This window comes from Dyella subtropica (assembly GCF_026283965.1).
GTDB classification, from domain to species: domain Bacteria; phylum Pseudomonadota; class Gammaproteobacteria; order Xanthomonadales; family Rhodanobacteraceae; genus Dyella_D; species Dyella_D subtropica.
Genome location: NZ_JAPDPD010000001.1, coordinates 192,605 through 210,418, shown reverse-complemented (window position 1 = coordinate 210,418; position 17,814 = coordinate 192,605). Strand labels below are relative to the sequence as shown.

The window sequence follows — 17,814 nt, the reverse complement described above, 5'->3', positions numbered from 1 at the left end:
GCTGCCGTGACGGTGAATAGACAAGCGAGGCGAGTGGTATGGGTGAGGTCGAACGAGGGCGAGGTGTGGCGTTGTGGAGCCAGATCGGCGAGATCCTCGCCGATGACATCCTCAAGGGGCGCGTGCGCCAGGGCGAGCAGCTGCCCTCCGCGCAGGAGCTGGCGGAGCGATTCGATGTGAACCGCCACACCGTGCGTCGTGCCATCGCGGCGCTGGAACAGCGCAACCTGGTGCGCACGGAACAGGGGCGCGGCACCTTTGTGCAGGAGCACACGCTGGATTATGCGATCAGTCGCCGCACGCGATTCACTCAGAACATGCGCAACCTCAACATCGAGGCCGATATCGAATTCCTCGGCGATGCGCGCGAAGTGGCGCCTGCGCCCGTGGCGGAAGCCTTGGGGTTGGGGCGGCACGAGCATGTCTTCCGCATCGATACCTTGAGCCATGCGGATGGGCATGTCGTCGAACGCAGCTCCGCTTATTTTCCGGCGGCGCGCTTTCCGGGTCTGCCGTCGGTGTACCGGCGCATGCTGTCCGTCACGCGCACGCTGGCCGAGTTCGGTGTGAGCGACTACGTGCGCAAGCACACCCGCGTCTCGGCGCGCCTACCCGATGCGGAAACGGCGCGCCTGATGAAGCAGCCGCCGAATCGGCCAGTGCTGCATGTGCTGTCGATCAATGCCGATACGCGCGGCATGCCGGTGCAGTACGGTGTGTCGAGTTTCTCCGGCGACTGGGTGCAACTGGTGCTGATGGCGGACGAGTGATGCGCTACGCGATTTACTACTGCCCGGCCGAAGACAGCGAGCTGGGGCGTTTTGGCGATAGCTGGCTGACAGGGGCGGCCGAGGCCGTTCCGGCGATTTCGCCCAGGCGTATGGACGAACTGCTCTCCGATGTCCGCCGTTACGGCTGGCACGCCACGATGCGCGCGCCGTTTGCGCTGTCGGCTGGTGTGGTCTATGCGGATCTGCGCGCGGCCGTTTTCAACATCGCCAGCACCATGAATGCCTTTGCGCTGCCGCTGCAACTCGATCGACTGGCTGGCTTCCTTGCCTTGCGCCCGCATAGCGACAGCGCCGCGGTGGATGCGCTCGCCGCCGCCTGTCTGCACGCCTTGGAATCGCTATGTGCGCCCTTGCCGGACGGAGCGCTCCAGCGTCGCGCCAAGGGGCTCGATGCCGCCGAACTGACGTTGCTCCATCGCTACGGATATCCCTACGTGCTTGACCGCTACCGCTTTCATATGACGCTTTCCGCGCCCGCCACGGCAGCTGAAGAGCGCAGCATGCGCGACTGGCTGGCACCACTCGTCGCGAAGCTGGGGCCTGCCAAGATGGATGCCCTGGCCATCTGCCAGGAGGCTGCGCCAGGGGCGCCGTTCACTGTGGTCGAACGGATATCGCTGCGCACGGAGCCGGTGGCATGAGCATCGGTCGGCTGTACTACGTGATGGGCCCCTCGGGTGCTGGCAAGGACAGCGTGTTGAGCTGGGTGCGCGAGCACGGCATCTCACATGGCGTGTTGTGCGCGCATCGCTACATCACACGGCCGGCGCATGCGGGAGGCGAGAACCACGTGGCGCTGAGCGAGGCTGAGTTCCAGTTGCGCGCCGAGCGAGGCTTGTTCGTGTTGACCTGGCAGGCGCACGGGCTGCACTACGGTATTGGGCGCGAGGTCGAGCAGTGGATGGCGCGCGGCGCCGATGTGCTGGTCAATGGTTCGCGCGGTATTTACGAGCAGGCATGCGAGCGCTTTCCGGATATGCAGCCGGTGCTGATTACGGCCAGTCAGGAGTGTATGGCCAAGCGTCTTGCCGCACGCGGACGCGAAAGCGAGGCGGATATCGCCGCACGCCTCGTACGCAGCGACGCTTATCAGGTGCCACCGAACGCGCTGGTGATCCGCAACGACGGCAGCCTCGCGGAGGCCGGCGCTACATTGCTGGATGCGATCCGGCAACGCCATTGAAGTGGTGTTGCCAGTGGCACCGAGCTCGTCATGGACGAGCAAAGAGAGGTTCTTTGAGGCGCTGCTACTGCGGCACTACCGCCACAGCTTCGATTTCCAGCAGCAAACCTTCCCTGGCGAGCTTGCTCACCTCCACCAGCGTGCTCGCCGGCGGGTGCCGCGTGTTGATGTATTTGTCGCGGGCTGTGCGCAAGGCCTGTAGTTGCGACATGTCGGTGACGTACATATTCAACTTCACTACGTTGTCGAAGCTGGCGCCTGACGCTTCCAGCGCCGTCTTGATATTCGCGAAAACTTGATCCGCCTGTTTGGCGAAATCGCCGGCGCCTATCAGTTTTCCCTGGGCATCCAGAGCGATCTGTCCGGAGAGATACAGGGTGCGGCCAGTGTTCGGTACTTCGACGACGTGGGTATAGCCCGTCGGTTTGGACAGGCCCGCCGGATTGAGGTGATGAATGCCGGCGGGCGAATCACTTGCCATGGCTGGAGCAACGGCCATCAGGCCGAATAGAGCACAGCAGAGAGCGGAGAGACGGGGCACGGCACACTCCTGACTGGGGGAGCTGCATCATAGCCAAGGCTTGCACGAGCCTTCACCGTAGGAGCGCACCCTGTGCGCGACAAACCGGCAGGACTGCCGGTTTGCACGGCGCTAGCCGCCCGTAGGGTGAGGGCCATGGATGGCCCGAGTGAAACGGCCCGGAAGGGCCGCGCTCTGTTCAGCAATGGCCCTGCTAACGCAGGGCTGTCGCCCACAGGGTGGGCTCCTACAAGGAATGGATACTTTAGGCCGGTGTGGGCAGACCCATGGGCATACGGGCGCGTCGGGCTTTGGCGCGGAAGTACATGGCCGAGGTCAGCGTAACGAGCATGCCGAGGCTGGAGAGCGTCACCACGGTATCTGCATAGAACGTCGCCCAGGACAAATGCATGCCGCCGAACTGCTTGGCGAGAATCACAGCGACGCTGCCCATGTAGCCACTGGCATCGGCGATATACATCACAAAGCCCACATTGCCGGTGACGCGGAAGGTGGCCAGCATGCGCTCGAAGAACGTGGAGTTGTACGGCACATAGGCCAGGTAAAGACCGAAGCCGCTGCCGCCGATCCAGCCCAGCGGCTGCAGCAGGCCGCGATGGTAGAGCCAGGTCGCCAGTAAGGCGGTGGCGAAGCCGGTGAAGATCAGCAGGTGGTTGAGCATCAGCGCTTTGAAGTTGTCGCGCACGAGCATGGTGCAGGCGGTGATCAGCAGCACCGCGATCGCAATCGGTACTTCGGTGGCGGTGAACACCGAGGCATTGCCGCCGCGTCCCAGGTCCGCCCAGATTTCAGCGGCGAAGTTGTCGCGAAAATCGCGTGCCATGGTGAGTGACACATAGGCGATCACGATCAACGCCACGCCGGGAAGAAAGCGGGCAAGAAAGGCGCGGCGAGTGTTGGCATCCATAGGCACGCGGGTATGGCGTTCGGCGATATCCGCGGCGTCGGGTGCGGGCAGGCGTTCCAGCATCCATACCGCCAGGCACAGCAGCGGGATGAATAGCATGCCGGTGGCGAACGGCATCCAGAACTCGCTCACGCCATGGCTCACCATCAGCCACATGCCGACCGACTTCACCACGCCCGAGCCGACGATGAAGCTGGCGCACATGAAGGCCGCCATCATCTCGGTGCCGCGGCGTCCTTCCAGGTAACCGAAGATCACGCCCCAGACCATGCCGAGCGGCAAGCCGTTGAGGAACAGGCAGGCGATGTTCCACGGCGCCGGTAACACGGCAAAGCCAAACAGCGCGAGCCAAGCGAAGCCGATCAATCCCGCCAGCGCGCGGGCACGGCTGTGACGCTGCATTTCCGCGATCCAGGTGATGCCGCGTACCTTGCTGAGCATGTAACCCAGCACCTGGGCGATCACCAGCCAGACTTTGTAATCCACGCCCGCAAAATGCATACCCTCGAACGCCGCCGCGGTGAACGGCTTGCGGAACGCATACATCGACGCATAGGCCAGGAAGGCGGCACTGCCAGCCAGCAGATTGACCATCATCGGATGCGGACGATGGCTGGAAGACAGGGAGGTGGAACGCACGCAGGCAGTCCTCGACGGGAATGCCTGCAGGGTGCGGGGGGCAGGTTACAGCGCCGTGGCGATGTCTAGGCGGCTCGGGGTTATTGTCGCTGGGTGTTTGCTGGCGCCTGATCAGGGCTGTCCGGCGGGAGGTCGTTGAGTGGATATTCGCTGCGAAATGAGCGAAGGGAAGAGAGCATCCCCCAAAAGCAAAACAGCGCTTCGTGAGGCACGAAGCGCTGTTTTGGCTGGATGAAGTGGTGGAGCGGAGGAGGATCGAACTCCCGACCTCTGCATTGCGAACGCAGCGCTCTCCCAGCTGAGCTACCGCCCCACGCGAGCGGAGAATGTTAGCAGCGGGGTCCGGTATCCGCCAAGCCCCTGGCTATGTCGTGAATCAGCCCGGCAACAGTCGGTTGAGGCGCCCATGCAGTGGCTCGCGACGCCAGCCTTCGAGGAATTCGGGCCAGCGCTGGGTGACGACGTATTCCTCCAGCACTTTGCGCGGGCATAGCAGGCCGGGTGGCAGGTCGAGTTCGATAGCGAGCGCGTCCACCTGATCTTTCATGGCGGCCAGGGCTTTCTTGGCGTCGCCCTGTGGCATGCCGGGGATGGCGGTGGTGGCGGCGATGTCATCGTCGGTGATCGGCGTGGCAAGCAGATCGAGTAGTTCGGCACGCTGTGGCGAGCGCAGGGCGCGCTGACCGCGGCTTCGCTGCTCCAGATCCGATGCGCTGAGCGGTGGTTGCTGGGCCAGGTTCATCACCAGGGCGTCTTCCAGCAACCATGGTCGCGGCTTGTCGAGTTGGCGGGCGGCGCGGTCGCGCCATAGCAGGATGCGGCGCAGCCGTGCTTGTTGTGCTGGTTGCCAGTCGGCGGCGCCGCGGAAGCCTTCCTGCGGTTGCGGATCGCCTTCGCGGAAGCAGGAGCGTCGCTTGAGGCGTTCGCAGTCTTCCGCATGCCATGCGGTGCGGTCGCGTTGGATCAGGCGCTCGGTCAGTTGCTCATGCACTGGCTTGAGGTAGACCACGTCCAGGGTGGCGTAGGCGCGCTGGGAGTCGGTGAGTGGACGCTGCATCCAATCAGAGCGGGTTTCGCCCTTGTCGAGTTCGGTACCGACCAGTTCGGCAACCAGGGCGCGATAGCTGATGCCCAGGCCCATGCCGACGAAAGCGGCGGCGATCTGCGTGTCGAACAGCTGGCGCGGGCCGCCCGGCAGCAGGGGGGCGAGCGCTTCGAGATCTTCGCTGGCGCTATGCATCACGGTGATGGCGTCGCTCTGGCCGAGCAGCGGGCGCAAGGCGTCGCCAATTTCGAACGCGAGTGGATCGACCAGCGCGTAGCGCTCGTGCCAGCCGAGTTGGAGTAGGGCCAGTTGTGGATAGAAGGTGTTTCGGCGCATGAACTCGGTATCGAGATCGAGCGCAGCATCGGCGGGCAGTGCAGTGAGCCACTGCTCGAGTGCATCGCGGCTGGTGATCCAGTCCGCCGCCGGTGTGGGGGGGAGTTGCATTCAAGCTTCCTTGGGATGCCTGTCAGGTGATGTCGCTCATTGTCCTGTCAGGGGTTTGTGCCTATGTTTAGCGGAGCACCATAGCAGGCCGCCCAAGGACGCCCAACCATGCCAAGCAAGGAAACCGTACGACGTCAGCGCACCATGGGCGGGGCGGTTGGCGTGATCGTGCTCAGCATGGCGCTGGTCTATCACTTCTTTCCGCGCGTGTTTCATGTCGATCCGACCCGGGTGTCTACCCAGCGCGGTATGAATCTGGGGCCGGTGTCGGCCGCATCGAGTGGCGCGCGCCTACCGGCACCGCTTTCCTCGCAAGCCGAGGTCGACGCGGGTCCGCCGCTTACGTTGGCGCCGACCGATGTGATCGTGGCCCGCACCGGCAACAAGAATACGCATCTGCCTGAGCAACTGAGCGCTGATACGCCTGAAGTGGAAGCACTGCTTGATCGAGCCGGCAAGGCGCTGCGCGGCGGCCAACTCGTAGGCGATAAGGAGGGTGCGGCTGCGCTCTACACCGAGGCGCTCCAACTGAAGCCGGATAGCCGACGCGCTGCGCAAGGCATGTATGAGGTGCGTGCGCGACTGGTGGCCGAGATTGGCCAGGACATTGCTGTGGGCGATGCCGATGCGGCCATGGAGTTGCTCAATGAACTCAAGCCCCTGCCCGGTAGCCAGGAGGAAGTAGCTCAGCTGGAAACCAAGATGAAAACACTGGCCCAGGTGCGTCCGATGCTGGCCAAGGCGGCAAACCTGCTGCAGCAAGGCAAGGTCGATCAACCCAAGGGCGGGAATGCGCTGGAGTTGTATCGGCAGGTGCAGCAACTTGACGCCGATAACGCGATAGCTGGTCAGGGCATTTCCCAGGTGCAGCGCGCGGTGCTTGATCGCGCGTTGGCCGCCGTGGCGCAGAATGATTTCAAGGGTGCGAGCGACGCGTTGACGGAGGCCGGCACCATTCTCCCGGGCTCGCAGCCGTTGCAGGACGTGCAGGGCCGTGTCGATGGCATCCGTCATCAAAAAGCCACGGGCGTATTGGCGCAGGCGCGCTCTGCGCTCGATGCGGGCAATCTGGCGTTGGCTCAACAGTTGGCGGGGCAGGCCAAGGACATCAGCGAGGATGTTCCGGGCCTCAGCGATTTTCAGGAGCGCCTGACCAACGCGAGGCTTTATTCGAGCTATAAGCCCGGCCAGGTCTTCAACGACCGTTACGTTGATCTGCCGGGGCAGACGCCGGCCATGGTGGTGATCCCTACGGGCAGCTTTACCATGGGCGCGCCCGACGACGAGCCGGGGCGCAACGACGCTGAGATGCCGCAGCATCAGGTGACGATCGCCAAGGGATTTGCCATGTCGCGCGCCGATATCACCATCGGGCAGTTTCGCGACTTCGTTCGCGCCAGCGGTTATCAGCCAGATTCGATCAAACTGGGCGGCGCCAGCGTCTACGACGAGCGCAGTGGCGCCATGCGCGACGATCCTGAAGCCAGTTGGCAGAGCGATTACGCCGGCCGCTCGACGAGCGAAGACAAACTACCGGTGGTCAACGTGTCGTGGAACGACGCCAAGGCTTATGCCGACTGGCTCAGTCAGCGCACCGGCAAGCGTTATCGCCTGCCCAGCGAGGCGGAGTTCGAATACGCCTTGCGCGGGGGCACGACCACCCGCTACTGGTGGGGCAATGGCACGCCGACCCGCAAGGTGGAGAACCTCACCGGCAGCGGGGACCGCTCGCAGAGCGGGCGGCGCTGGAGCAACGCGTTCGCCAATTATCGGGACGGTTATTGGGGGCCGGCGCCGGTGATGAGCTTCGAGGCGAATCCGTATGGTTTGTACGACATCAACGGCAATGTGTCCGCTTGGGTCCAGGACTGCTGGCACGACAACTACATTCGCGCGCCGCTGGATGGCAGTGCCTGGGTCAATCCGGGTTGTTCGGTGCGCGTCGTGCGCGGCGGTTCCTGGGGCAGTTCGCCGGAGCAGGTGCGTTCCGCCTATCGCCAGGGGGCAGAGGGTGGCGTGCGTAGCGGCCGTGTCGGGTTTCGCGTTTTGCGTGAGCTTTAGATTGCCGCCGCTCGGAAACACTCTACATTCAATGTCTTCGCTTGACGGCGGTGCGCTCCGCGGATTCCCTTGTGTTGCCGCCATGCGCAACCGTAAAATGGCCCGCTTTCGTGTAAGGGAATCATCGACTTAGGGCGAGGTGCTCGGATACGGGGCGGGAGTGGCTTGCGGGCTTTTTGTTCGCGACAATCTTCTTTGAAATCCGTGGCTTGTGGGCATCTCCTCACGGTTGCGCTGATGCGAAAGTGGCGGAATTGGTAGACGCACCAGATTTAGGTTCTGGCGGTTAATCCCGTGCGGGTTCGAGTCCCGCCTTTCGCACCATCCCTTTGTTTTTGCAGGCGGCCGGGGGCCGCCGAGCGCCTGTGACGGGCGCACTTTCAGGTACTCCAGGAGACGTCATGCAGGTTTCGGTTGAAAACGTCGGCAAGCTCGAGCGCAAGCTCACGGTGAAATTCCCCGCAGAGCGCTTCGAGACGCAGGTGACTGCGCGTATCGCGGAAATGGGCCGCACGGTGCGCCTGAAAGGCTTCCGTCCGGGCAAGGTGCCCACCACGGTGATCCAGCAGCGTTTTGGCGCGCAGGTCCGTGGCGAGGTGTTGTCCGACCTCATCGGCACCACGCTGCGCGAGGCGGTGGAGCAGGAGAAGCTGCGCCCGATCGCCAATCCGGCAGTGGATACCACCGGTCGTCCGGAAAACGGCGAAATCACCTATACCGCTACCTTCGAGATCATGCCGGAGTTCCCGGACGTCGACGTGGCCGCGTTGGATATCAAGCGCCCGGTGGCGGAAGTGACCGACGCCGATATCGAAAAGATGATCGAGACCCTGCGCGCCCAGCGCCGTAGCTTCGACCCGGTGGAGCGCGCTTCCGCTGAGGGCGACTTTGTGATGTTCGAGTACTCGGCCGAAGCCGGTGATTACCGCTTCCCGACCGAAGGTCTGGAGCGCGCCGGTAGCGTGCTGGGCTCGGGCACTCTGTTCAAGGCGCTGGACGAGGCGCTGACGGGTCGCAAGACCGACGAGACCTTCGAAAGCGAGATCGTCTTCCCGGCGGATTTCCGCAACGACAAGCTGGCCGGCCAGAACGCCAAGGTCAGCTTCAAGATCGTGAAGGTGCAGGAGCCTAAGCTCCCCGCCGTCGACGGCGAGTTCGCCAAGCTGTTCGGCATCACCGACGGCAACCTGGAAAACTTCCGCAAGGAAGTGCGCGCCAACCTCGAGCGCGAATTGAAGGCCACGCTGATGGCGCGTCTGAAGTCCGAAGTGGCCGAGAAGCTGGCCGACGCCCATCCGTCGCTGGACGTGCCGAATGTGATGGTGCAGTCGGAGGCCCAGAACCTCGCCGCCGGCAGCGTGCCGCGTGGCCAGCAGCCGCCGCCGCAGCTGATCGAAGCGGCTACGCCGGTCGCCCGCAAGCGCGTCATTGCCGGCCTGCTGATGGGTGAGATCGCCCGCAAGCAGGAGTTGAAGCTGGACCGCACCCGCGTCGCCGAACAGCTAGCGGCGATCGCCTCGACCTACGAGGAGCCGGAAAAGGTCATTGAACTCTACAACGGCGACCCCCAACTGATGTCCGGGCTGCAGAACCGCGTGATGGAAGACCAGGTGGCCGTGTGGGTGGCGGAACACGCCAAGACCACCGACGAGAACCTGAGCTTCGACGACGTGATGCGCCCGGTCAGCGCCTGAGCCCTATAAGATCAGGCCCATCAACCGGAGAGCGACAAGCATGGCCATGGATCCAATCCAGAACCTCAACCTGGTACCCATCGTTGTCGAGCAGACCGCTCGCGGCGAGCGCTCGTACGACATCTACTCGCGCCTGCTGAAGGAGCGTGTGATCTTCCTCGTCGGCGAGGTCAACGATCAGGTTGCCAACCTGCTGGTCGCGCAGATGCTGTTCCTTGAATCCGAGAATCCGGACAAGGACATCCATCTGTACATCAACAGCCCTGGCGGTGCCGTCACCGCCGGGCTGGCGATCTACGACACCATGCAGTTCGTCAAGCCCGACGTCAGCACCATGTGCATCGGCCAGGCCTGCAGTGCGGCCTCGTTGTTGCTGATGGCTGGCGCCAAGGGCAAGCGGTACTCGCTGCCCAATTCGCGCGTGATGATCCATCAGCCGTCGGGCGGTGCCCGTGGTCAGGCGACCGACATCGAGATCCAGGCGCAGGAAATTCTGTACCTGCGTCGCCGCCTGAACGACATCTATGTGCAACATACCGGCCAACCGCTGGACAAGATCGAGCGGGACATGGAACGCGACCGTTTTATGAGTGCCGAGGCCGCCCGCGAGTACGGTCTGATCGACTCGGTCCTCGACCGGCGCGCCGGCGAGACGGTCAAGTCGGCCTGATTTGCGGCCGTTATAGAGCTTGAAAGCCGGGTTCTGCGTCTGGAATCGGACGCGGAACCCTGTGCTATTCTCGACTCGCAACCGATTTACAGCAGGGTTAAAGCATGACTGACGAGCGGCAGGGCCGTTCCAACGACAGCGGCAAGATTCTCTACTGCTCCTTCTGCGGCAAGAGCCAGCACGAAGTGCGCAAGCTGATCGCGGGTCCGTCCGTGTTCATCTGCGACGAATGCGTAGAGCTTTGCAACGACATCATCCGCGAAGAGCTGGAAGAGAAGGCCGCCTCCGGGCGCAGCCAACTGCCCAAGCCGCGCGAGATCATGGAGACGCTCGACCAGTACGTGGTCGGCCAGACCCGCGCCAAGAAAGCGCTGGCCGTGGCGGTGTACAACCACTACAAGCGCATGGAGTCTCGCCAGAAGAGCGACGACGTCGAGCTGGGCAAGTCCAATATCCTCCTGATCGGCCCGACCGGTTCGGGCAAGACGTTGCTGGCCGAAACGCTGGCGCGCTTGCTCAATGTGCCGTTCACCATTGCCGATGCCACCACGCTGACCGAAGCCGGTTACGTGGGCGAGGATGTCGAGAACATCATCCAGAAGCTGCTGCAGAAGTGTGACTACGACGTCGACAAGGCGCAGTCGGGCATCGTCTACATCGACGAAATCGACAAGATCTCGCGCAAGAGCGAGAACCCGTCGATCACCCGCGACGTGTCCGGCGAAGGCGTGCAGCAGGCACTGCTGAAGTTGATCGAGGGCACACTGGCCTCGGTGCCGCCGCAGGGCGGTCGCAAGCATCCGCAGCAGGAATTCCTGCAGGTCGACACCAAGAACATCTTGTTCATCTGCGGTGGCGCATTTGCCGGCCTGGAGAAGGTGATCCAACAGCGCTCCGAGACCACGGGCATTGGCTTCTCGGCTGAAGTTCGCAGTAAGGAGCGTACGGAGAATCTGGGCAAGGTGCTGGCGGAGGTGGAGCCGGCGGATCTGGTGCGCTTTGGCCTGATTCCGGAGTTTGTCGGCCGTTTGCCGGTGGTCGCCACCCTGGACGAGCTGGACGAGCCCGCCTTGGTGAAGATCCTCACCGAGCCGAGGAATGCCGTCACCAAGCAGTTCAAGAAGCTGTTCGAGATGGAAGGCGTGGAGTTGGAATTCCGCCCGGAGGCCCTGCAGGCGATTGCCCGCAAGGCGCTCAAGCGCAAGACCGGCGCCCGCGGCCTGCGCACCATCCTCGAGCAGGTGTTGCTGGACACCATGTACGAGCTACCCTCGCTGGAGCACGTGAGCAAGGTGGTCGTGGATGACGCAGTGATCAATGGCCAGGCCGAGCCCTACCTGATCTACCGCGGCAATCTGCAGCAACGCGTGGCGGGCGAGGGCGGCGACGCCGCTTGATCCTATCTCCCGCGTGAATGGAACGGCTCCGGCGTATTCGTCGGGGCCGTTTTTCTTTTCGTTGCCCCGCCTGGGCTTGACTGGGCGGTCGACAACCTCCACTTGACGGAAAGATGCCTCCGGCGCAGTGTCGGGGCGTAGTCGCATTACTCCCCCGAGGGACCTTTTAGATGGCAAAAAATGCCCCCCTTCCCGTTGCCACGGGCGCCGTGCTGGAAGCCCTGCCGGTACTTCCGCTGCGCGACGTGGTGGTTTATCCCCACATGGTCATCCCGCTCTTCGTTGGCCGTGACAAGTCGATGCGCGCGCTTGAGCGCGCCATGGAAGGCGAGCGCCAGATTCTGCTGGTGGCGCAGAAAAGTCCGGATATCGACGATCCCGCGGTGGCCGATCTGCATGAAATCGGCACGCTGGCGGGCGTATTGCAACTGCTGAAACTCCCCGATGGCACGGTGAAGGTGCTGGTGGAAGGGCAGGCGCGCGTTTCCGTGGAGAAGTACCAGGAAGACGGCGGCATGCTAATGGCCACGTCCCGCATCATCGAGCCCGTGTACAGCACCAAGGAACGAGAGCTCGATGTGGTCTCGCGCACGCTGATCTCGCTGTTCGAGCAGCTGGTGAAGCAGAGCCGCAAGTTGCCGCCGGAGGTGCTCGCCACCCTGTCTGGCATCGACGACCCATCCCGTGTGGCAGATTCCATCGCCGCGCACCTTTCCGTGCGCATGGCCGATAAGCAGAAAGTGCTGGAAACGGCCGATGTGGGGCAGCGTCTTGAATTGCTGATCGGCCTGGTCGACGGCGAGATGGATCTGCAGCAGGTGGAAAAGCGCATCCGCGGCCGCGTGAAGTCGCAGATGGAAAAGAGTCAGCGCGAGTACTACCTCAACGAGCAGATGAAGGCCATCCAAAAGGAGCTCGGCGAGGGCGAGGAGGGGCCGAACGAAATCGAGGAGCTGCAGAAGAAGATCGAATCGGCCGGGATGCCCAAGGCCGTGCTCGCCAAGGCACGCCAGGAATTCAGCAAGCTGCGCCAGATGTCGCCGATGTCGGCCGAAGCCACGGTGGTGCGCAACTACCTTGACTGGCTGGTGGGCGTGCCCTGGAAGAAGCGCAGCAAGGTCCGCAAGGATCTGCAGATGGCCCAGGAAGTGCTCGATGCCGATCATTTCGGCCTGGAAAAGGTCAAGGAGCGCATCCTTGAATACCTGGCCGTGCAGCAACGCGTGAACACCATGAAGGGTCCCATCCTTTGCTTGGTTGGTCCGCCTGGCGTGGGCAAGACCTCGCTGGGGCAGTCGATCGCCAAGACGACCAACCGCAAATTTGTGCGCATGAGCCTGGGCGGTGTGCGGGACGAGGCCGAGATTCGTGGCCATCGCCGCACCTATATTGGTTCGATGCCAGGCCGGATCGTGCAGAACATGAACAAGATCGGGACCAAGAACCCGCTGTTCGTGCTGGACGAGATCGACAAGATGTCGATGGATTTCCGTGGCGATCCGTCTTCAGCGCTGCTGGAAGTGCTGGACCCCGAACAGAATCACGCGTTCAACGATCACTACCTGGAGGTCGATTTTGACCTGTCCGAGGTGATGTGGATCGCCACCGCCAACTCGCTCAACATTCCAGGTCCGCTGCTGGATCGCATGGAGGTCATTCGCATCCCGGGTTACACCGAGGATGAGAAGCTGGCGATCGCGCAGAAATACCTGCTGTCCAAGCAGCTCAAGGCCAATGGCCTGAAGCCGGAAGAGTTGAGTGTGTCAGAGGATGCCGTACGCGACATCGTGCGCTATTACACGCGCGAATCCGGCGTGCGCAATCTGGAGCGTGAGTTGTCCAAGATCTGCCGCAAGGTAGTGAAGGAGCTGACCCTCGGCGAGGTGAAGAAAAGCAAGGCCAAGGCTTCGGCCGTAAAGACGGCCAAATCCAAGATCAAGTCTTCGCCCCTGCATGCCAAGATCGATTCGTCCAACCTCGAGCATTACCTTGGGGTTCGCCGCTTCGATTTCGGACGTAAAGAGCTTCAGAATGAAGTGGGCCTGGTGACCGGTCTGGCTTGGACCCAGGTCGGCGGCGACTTGCTCAGCATCGAGGCCTCGGTGGTGGCGGGCAAGGGGCGACTGGTGAACACCGGTCAGCTGGGCGATGTGATGAAGGAGTCGATCCAGGCTGCACTGTCGGTGGTCCGTGCCCGTGCCGAACGTCTAGGTATCGACCCCGACTTCCACCAGAAGCTCGACCTGCATGTCCATGTGCCGGAAGGTGCCACGCCGAAAGATGGCCCAAGTGCAGGCATCGCCATGTGTACGGCGCTGGTGTCGGCTCTGACCAAGGTGCCAGTGCGATCCGAGGTGGCGATGACCGGCGAGATAACGTTGCGCGGTCGCGTGCTGCCGATCGGTGGTCTCAAGGAGAAGCTGCTCGCGGCGCATCGTGGCGGCATCACCACGGTGATCATCCCGGAAGACAACAAGAAGGATTTGGCGGACATCCCGGCCAATATCACCGGTTCGCTGGACATTCACCCGGTGCGCTGGATCGATGAGGTGCTGGACATTGCACTCGAGCGTCCGCTGCAGCCCTTGCAGGTGAAGGAGGGTGAGGCGACGAAGGGCGTTGATGCTCCGATCGAGGAAGAGTCGTCCGACGAGGCCCCCGCGCGGCCTCACTGATTCGATCTCGAGGCGGCTCTAATCAAGCGGGTCCAATCAAGGGTGGCATGCCGTGTCGGCATGCCACTTTTTTCATTTGGATCGTATCCAAGCACGCGCTGCGTAGTGCTTCATATCGCGTAACGCAAGTGCTGTTTCGAAACCTTCGAATACCCTGAAAGCCTTGGTATTGCTTGTATTGCGGACCCCATAGGGCACTGGTATAAAGGCGGCACCGCAATCCTCGCGCGATGTTGGAAGCGCAGCGATGCGGGGTCGCGGGGCGCCGCCTATCGGTAGCCAATCATCCAAGTCGGCGTCGTCTCGTCCCAGACTGACCACGCGGGCCGCATAATCGTTTAAGGGAGTGTCTCAATGAATAAAACCGATCTGATCAATGCCATTGCCGAGAAGGCCGAACTCACCAAGGCTGACGCTGGCCGCGCGCTCGAGGCTTTCTTCGAGACCGTGCAGAAGGCGCTGAAGAAGGGTGACGATGTGTCGGTGGTGGGCTTTGGCACCTTCACCGTGCGCAAGCGCGCTGCTCGTACCGGCCGCAATCCGCGCACCAACGAGACGATCAAGATCAAGGCTTCGAAGGTTCCGGCTTTTAAGGCTGGCAAGACCTTGAAGGATGCCCTAAACTAAGCGGCTCTACGCTTGGTTTTGGGTGCTTAGCTCAGCGGTAGAGCGTCGCCCTTACAAGGCGAGGGTCGTAGGTTCGATCCCTACAGCACCCACCAGAAAAATGCGGAGCGGTAGTTCAGTCGGTTAGAATGCTGGCCTGTCACGCCGGAGGTCGCGGGTTCGAGTCCCGTCCGCTCCGCCACAGTTCGCAAGGGCGCCCGTGTGGCGCCCTTGTCATTTATGCACCGCGCAACCGCGCGTCGATCAACCCTCATCGGGAAGATTTTCATGTTGCAGACACTACGTACCAAGCTTCACGGATGGCCGTCCATTGTCATTCTGGGCATCTGCGTCTTTGCTATTTCGTTCTTCGGCATCGAGTCGTACTTCATGTCGCACGTCGAGACGTTCGTAGCGAAGGTCGGCAAGCATGAGATCACCCAGCAGGACTTCCAGAACCGTCTGAACCAGCTGCGCCAGCAGATGAGCGCAGAGCAGGGCGATCGCTTCGATCCCAGCGTGTTCGAGAAGCCCGAGACCAAGCAGCGCGTGCTGGACGCGATGATCGACCAGCAACTGCTCACGCAGGCGTCGACGGACCTCGGCATGCGCGTATCCGACCTGGCATTGCGCGACACCATCGCCGGTATCCCGGGCGTGCAGGTCAACGGCAAATTCGATCCGGCCATGTATCGCGCCTGGCTGGCCGGCCAGGGCAAGACCTCGAACCAGTTTGAGGCCGAGCTACGCAACGAGCTGGGCATCGCTCAGATTCCGGGGGCGATCAGCGCGAGCACGATCATCACCGACGCCGACCTGGATCGATACCTCAATCTCAGCATGCAGCGCCGTGACCTGCGCTATTTCAGCGTGCCGCGCCCGGCGCTGACCGACAGCAATGTCGACGATGCGCAGATCGACGCTTACTACAAGTCGCATCAGGCCGATTTCATGAACCCCGAGCAGGTCTCGGTGAAATACATCGAGGTGAAAGGCGACGACCTCAAGTTGGATGTGCAACCCAGCGACGAGGATCTCAAGAAGCGCTATGACGAACAGAAGCAGCGCTTCGTGCAGCCGGAGCAGCGCCTGGTTTCGCATATCTTGATCAACGTGCCCAAGAACGCCACGCCAGAGCAGCAGAAGGCTGCGCTCGCCAAGGCTGAGCAGATCGCTGCCCAGGCGAAGCCGGATGGCTTCGCGAAGCTGGCCGAGCAGTCTTCGGACGACCTGGGCTCCAAGCGCTCGGGCGGCGACCTGGGCTGGCTGGAAAAAGGTGTGGCGAACGCGGCTTTCGACGATGCGCTGTTCTCCTTGCAGAAGGGACAGATATCCAAGCCGGTGCTATCGGATGAGGGCTATCACGTGTTGTGGCTGCGCGATGTGCGCAGCGGACAGGCCAAGCCGTTCGAAGAAGTGCGCGCGCAGCTGGCGAAAGATGCCCTGAGCGGCGATCGCGATCGCAAATTCAACGAGCTGGCCGGCAAGCTCACCGACAGTGCCTACCAAAACCCATCGTCGCTTGAGCCTGCCGCACAGGCGCTGGGTCTACCGATTAAGAGCACGGAACTGTTCTCGCGTCAGGGCGGTGCCGGCGTCGCCGCGAATCCCAAATTGGTGCAGGCAGCGTTTGGAGATGACGTGCTGGCCCAGGGCAATAACTCCAGCCTGATCGAGCTGGGGCCGGATCATTCCGCGATTATCCATGTCGACAAGCACGTGCCGGCAGCGGTCCGTCCGCTGGCCGAAGTACGCGACGTGGTGCGCCAGAAGATTCTCGACGAGCGCGTGGCAGCGGCAGCCAAGGCGAAGGCCGACGCTCTGTTGGCCCGTCTACAGAAGGGTGAGGACATGGCTGCGGTGGCAGCGTCGACAGGCGCTCCTATGAGGAGCTCCAACGAAGTTACTCGCAGTCAGCGCGAGATCGCACCGGAACTGATCAGCGAAGCTTTCACCCTGCCGCATCCGGCGGCAGGCAAGTCGCAGTTCGCCAGTGTGTTAGAACAGGATGGCTCCTACGCACTGCTCGCCGTGGACAAGGTGCAGGACGCCGACCTTTCCAAGCTACCCGCAGAGCTGCGCGACGGGCTGCGTCAGCAGATGGTGCGGGCTTATGGTGGCACGGCGACGCAGGAATTCATCGACGCGCTGAAGGCGAAGACTGAAATCAAGATCGCCAAGGACCGTATGTAAGAGCGTCGATAGCTCTTACGTGTTCGGTCTCACGAAAAGGGCGGCCCATGGCCTCCCTTTTTACTTGCAACAAGCGACCGAGGTTAGATGCCGGTCATGCCCAGAATGTTGTAGCCGGCATCCACGTAGGTGATCTCGCCGGTTACGCCCGAGGCCAAGTCTGAGCAAAGGAAGGCCCCGACATTACCCACTTCGTCGATGGTGACGCTACGGCGCAGCGGCGCATTTTCATCCACATGGTCCAGCATCTTGCGAAAGTTTGAGATGCCGGCCGCAGCTAGCGTCTTGATGGGGCCTGCGGAGATGGCATTGACGCGGGTGCCTTCCGGGCCCAGGTTGAAAGCCAGGTAGCGCACGTTCGCTTCCAGGCTCGCCTTGGCCAGGCCCATCACGTTGTAGTTCGACAACGCACGCTCCGCGCCCAGATAGGTGAGCGTAAGGATGGCGCCGCCGCGGCCAGCCATTAGCGGGCGCGCGGCCTTGGCCAGGGCGGCAAGGCTATAGCTGGAAATATCATGCGCGATGGCGAAGCTTTCGCGCGTCAGGTTGTCCAGGTATTGGCCCTGCAGTGCTTCGCGTGGCGCAAAGCCGACCGAGTGAACGAGGATGTCGAAGCCGTCCCAGTGCTTGCCCAATTCGCTGAACATGCGGTCGATCTGGGCATCCTCCGCGACATCGCAGGGCAGCACGATATTGGAGCCGAAGGCGTTGGCGGCTTCATCGACACGGTCTTTCAGTCGATCGTTCTGGTAGGTGAAGGCGAGTTGCGCGCCTTCACGATGCATTGCATTGGCGATGCCCCAGGCGATGGAGCGTTGGCTGGCGATGCCGACGATCAGGGCGCGCTTGCCGTGCAGAAATCCCATGTGTCCTCCCAGGGCGGCGGCGCGCCGTATCGGTGCAGCCGCACGAGTTTAGCAGGCGCGGAAGACGCATGATTCGGCTATTCGCGCCCACAAGAGGTA

Annotated in this window: 14 protein-coding genes and 4 tRNA genes; 13 read left to right on the top strand and 5 right to left on the bottom strand. The window is 62.5% G+C overall.

Going from position 1 to position 17,814, the window contains the following annotated elements:
• Positions 1–38 precede the first annotated feature (38 nt).
• Genes phnF through phnN form a run of 3 tightly spaced genes read left to right on the top strand, consistent with a single transcriptional unit; the run spans position 39 to position 1,974 of the window.
• Positions 39–770, top strand: a complete 732-nt coding sequence (phnF, locus tag OUZ45_RS00875; RefSeq protein WP_266167985.1) for a phosphonate metabolism transcriptional regulator PhnF — start codon at positions 39–41, stop codon at positions 768–770.
• Positions 770–1,432: a DUF1045 domain-containing protein gene (locus OUZ45_RS00870; RefSeq protein WP_266167983.1), complete on the top strand. Its 663-nt coding sequence runs from the start codon at positions 770–772 to the stop codon at positions 1,430–1,432. Before phnF ends, OUZ45_RS00870 begins: the two co-directional genes overlap by 1 nt.
• Positions 1,429–1,974 carry a phosphonate metabolism protein/1,5-bisphosphokinase (PRPP-forming) PhnN gene (gene phnN / locus OUZ45_RS00865; RefSeq protein ID WP_266167981.1) on the top strand — a complete coding sequence of 182 codons (546 nt, stop codon included), beginning with the start codon at positions 1,429–1,431 and terminating at the stop codon, positions 1,972–1,974. Before OUZ45_RS00870 ends, phnN begins: the two co-directional genes overlap by 4 nt.
• Before the next feature lie 64 nt (positions 1,975–2,038).
• On the opposite strand, the gene OUZ45_RS00860 is transcribed toward phnN, so the two are convergent.
• From OUZ45_RS00860 to OUZ45_RS00845, 4 genes are all read right to left on the bottom strand, one after another.
• Positions 2,039–2,515, bottom strand: a complete 477-nt coding sequence (locus OUZ45_RS00860) for a RidA family protein (RefSeq protein ID WP_266167980.1) — start codon at positions 2,513–2,515, stop codon at positions 2,039–2,041.
• A 244-nt stretch (positions 2,516–2,759) separates the two neighbouring features.
• Positions 2,760–4,061, bottom strand: coding sequence for a DUF5690 family protein (locus OUZ45_RS00855; RefSeq protein ID WP_266167979.1), 1,302 nt, complete (start codon positions 4,059–4,061; stop codon positions 2,760–2,762).
• A gap of 237 nt (positions 4,062–4,298) precedes the next feature.
• Positions 4,299–4,374: transfer RNA gene (locus tag OUZ45_RS00850), tRNA-Ala, on the bottom strand.
• A 63-nt stretch (positions 4,375–4,437) separates the two neighbouring features.
• Positions 4,438–5,553 (bottom strand): ribonuclease D, encoded by a 1,116-nt coding sequence (locus tag OUZ45_RS00845; RefSeq protein WP_266167977.1) that lies wholly within the window; start codon positions 5,551–5,553, stop codon positions 4,438–4,440.
• Positions 5,554–5,661: 108 nt separating this feature from the next.
• Here OUZ45_RS00845 and OUZ45_RS00840 point away from each other — a divergent pair, with 108 nt between their 5' ends.
• The 10 genes from OUZ45_RS00840 to OUZ45_RS00795 all read left to right on the top strand — a co-directional run bounded on the left by OUZ45_RS00840 (position 5,662) and on the right by OUZ45_RS00795 (position 16,849).
• Positions 5,662–7,614 carry a formylglycine-generating enzyme family protein gene (locus OUZ45_RS00840; RefSeq protein ID WP_266167976.1) on the top strand — a complete coding sequence of 651 codons (1,953 nt, stop codon included), beginning with the start codon at positions 5,662–5,664 and terminating at the stop codon, positions 7,612–7,614.
• Positions 7,615–7,853: 239 nt separating this feature from the next.
• Positions 7,854–7,938: transfer RNA gene (locus OUZ45_RS00835), tRNA-Leu, on the top strand.
• Positions 7,939–8,015: 77 nt separating this feature from the next.
• A complete protein-coding gene (gene tig, locus OUZ45_RS00830) occupies positions 8,016–9,308 on the top strand; it encodes a trigger factor (RefSeq protein WP_266167975.1) in 1,293 nt (430 codons plus the stop codon).
• A 40-nt stretch (positions 9,309–9,348) separates the two neighbouring features.
• Positions 9,349–9,978 (top strand): ATP-dependent Clp endopeptidase proteolytic subunit ClpP, encoded by a 630-nt coding sequence (gene clpP / locus OUZ45_RS00825; RefSeq protein ID WP_266167973.1) that lies wholly within the window; start codon positions 9,349–9,351, stop codon positions 9,976–9,978.
• 104 nt (positions 9,979–10,082) lie between these two features.
• A complete protein-coding gene (gene clpX, locus OUZ45_RS00820; RefSeq protein WP_266167972.1) occupies positions 10,083–11,375 on the top strand; it encodes an ATP-dependent Clp protease ATP-binding subunit ClpX in 1,293 nt (430 codons plus the stop codon).
• A 170-nt stretch (positions 11,376–11,545) separates the two neighbouring features.
• On the top strand, positions 11,546–14,050 hold the full coding sequence (gene lon / locus OUZ45_RS00815) for an endopeptidase La (protein ID WP_266167971.1): 2,505 nt from the start codon (positions 11,546–11,548) through the stop codon (positions 14,048–14,050).
• Positions 14,051–14,404: 354 nt separating this feature from the next.
• Positions 14,405–14,677, top strand: a complete 273-nt coding sequence (locus OUZ45_RS00810) for an HU family DNA-binding protein (RefSeq protein WP_019465590.1) — start codon at positions 14,405–14,407, stop codon at positions 14,675–14,677.
• Between the two features lie 20 nt (positions 14,678–14,697).
• Positions 14,698–14,772 (top strand) — tRNA-Val (locus OUZ45_RS00805).
• A gap of 9 nt (positions 14,773–14,781) precedes the next feature.
• Positions 14,782–14,858 (top strand) — tRNA-Asp (locus OUZ45_RS00800).
• An 86-nt stretch (positions 14,859–14,944) separates the two neighbouring features.
• On the top strand, positions 14,945–16,849 hold the full coding sequence (locus OUZ45_RS00795; protein ID WP_266167970.1) for a SurA N-terminal domain-containing protein: 1,905 nt from the start codon (positions 14,945–14,947) through the stop codon (positions 16,847–16,849).
• 83 nt (positions 16,850–16,932) lie between these two features.
• Here OUZ45_RS00795 and OUZ45_RS00790 read toward each other — a convergent pair whose 3' ends face one another.
• Positions 16,933–17,715 carry an enoyl-ACP reductase FabI gene (locus tag OUZ45_RS00790; RefSeq protein WP_266167969.1) on the bottom strand — a complete coding sequence of 261 codons (783 nt, stop codon included), beginning with the start codon at positions 17,713–17,715 and terminating at the stop codon, positions 16,933–16,935.
• Between the last annotated feature and the right edge of the window lie 99 nt (positions 17,716–17,814).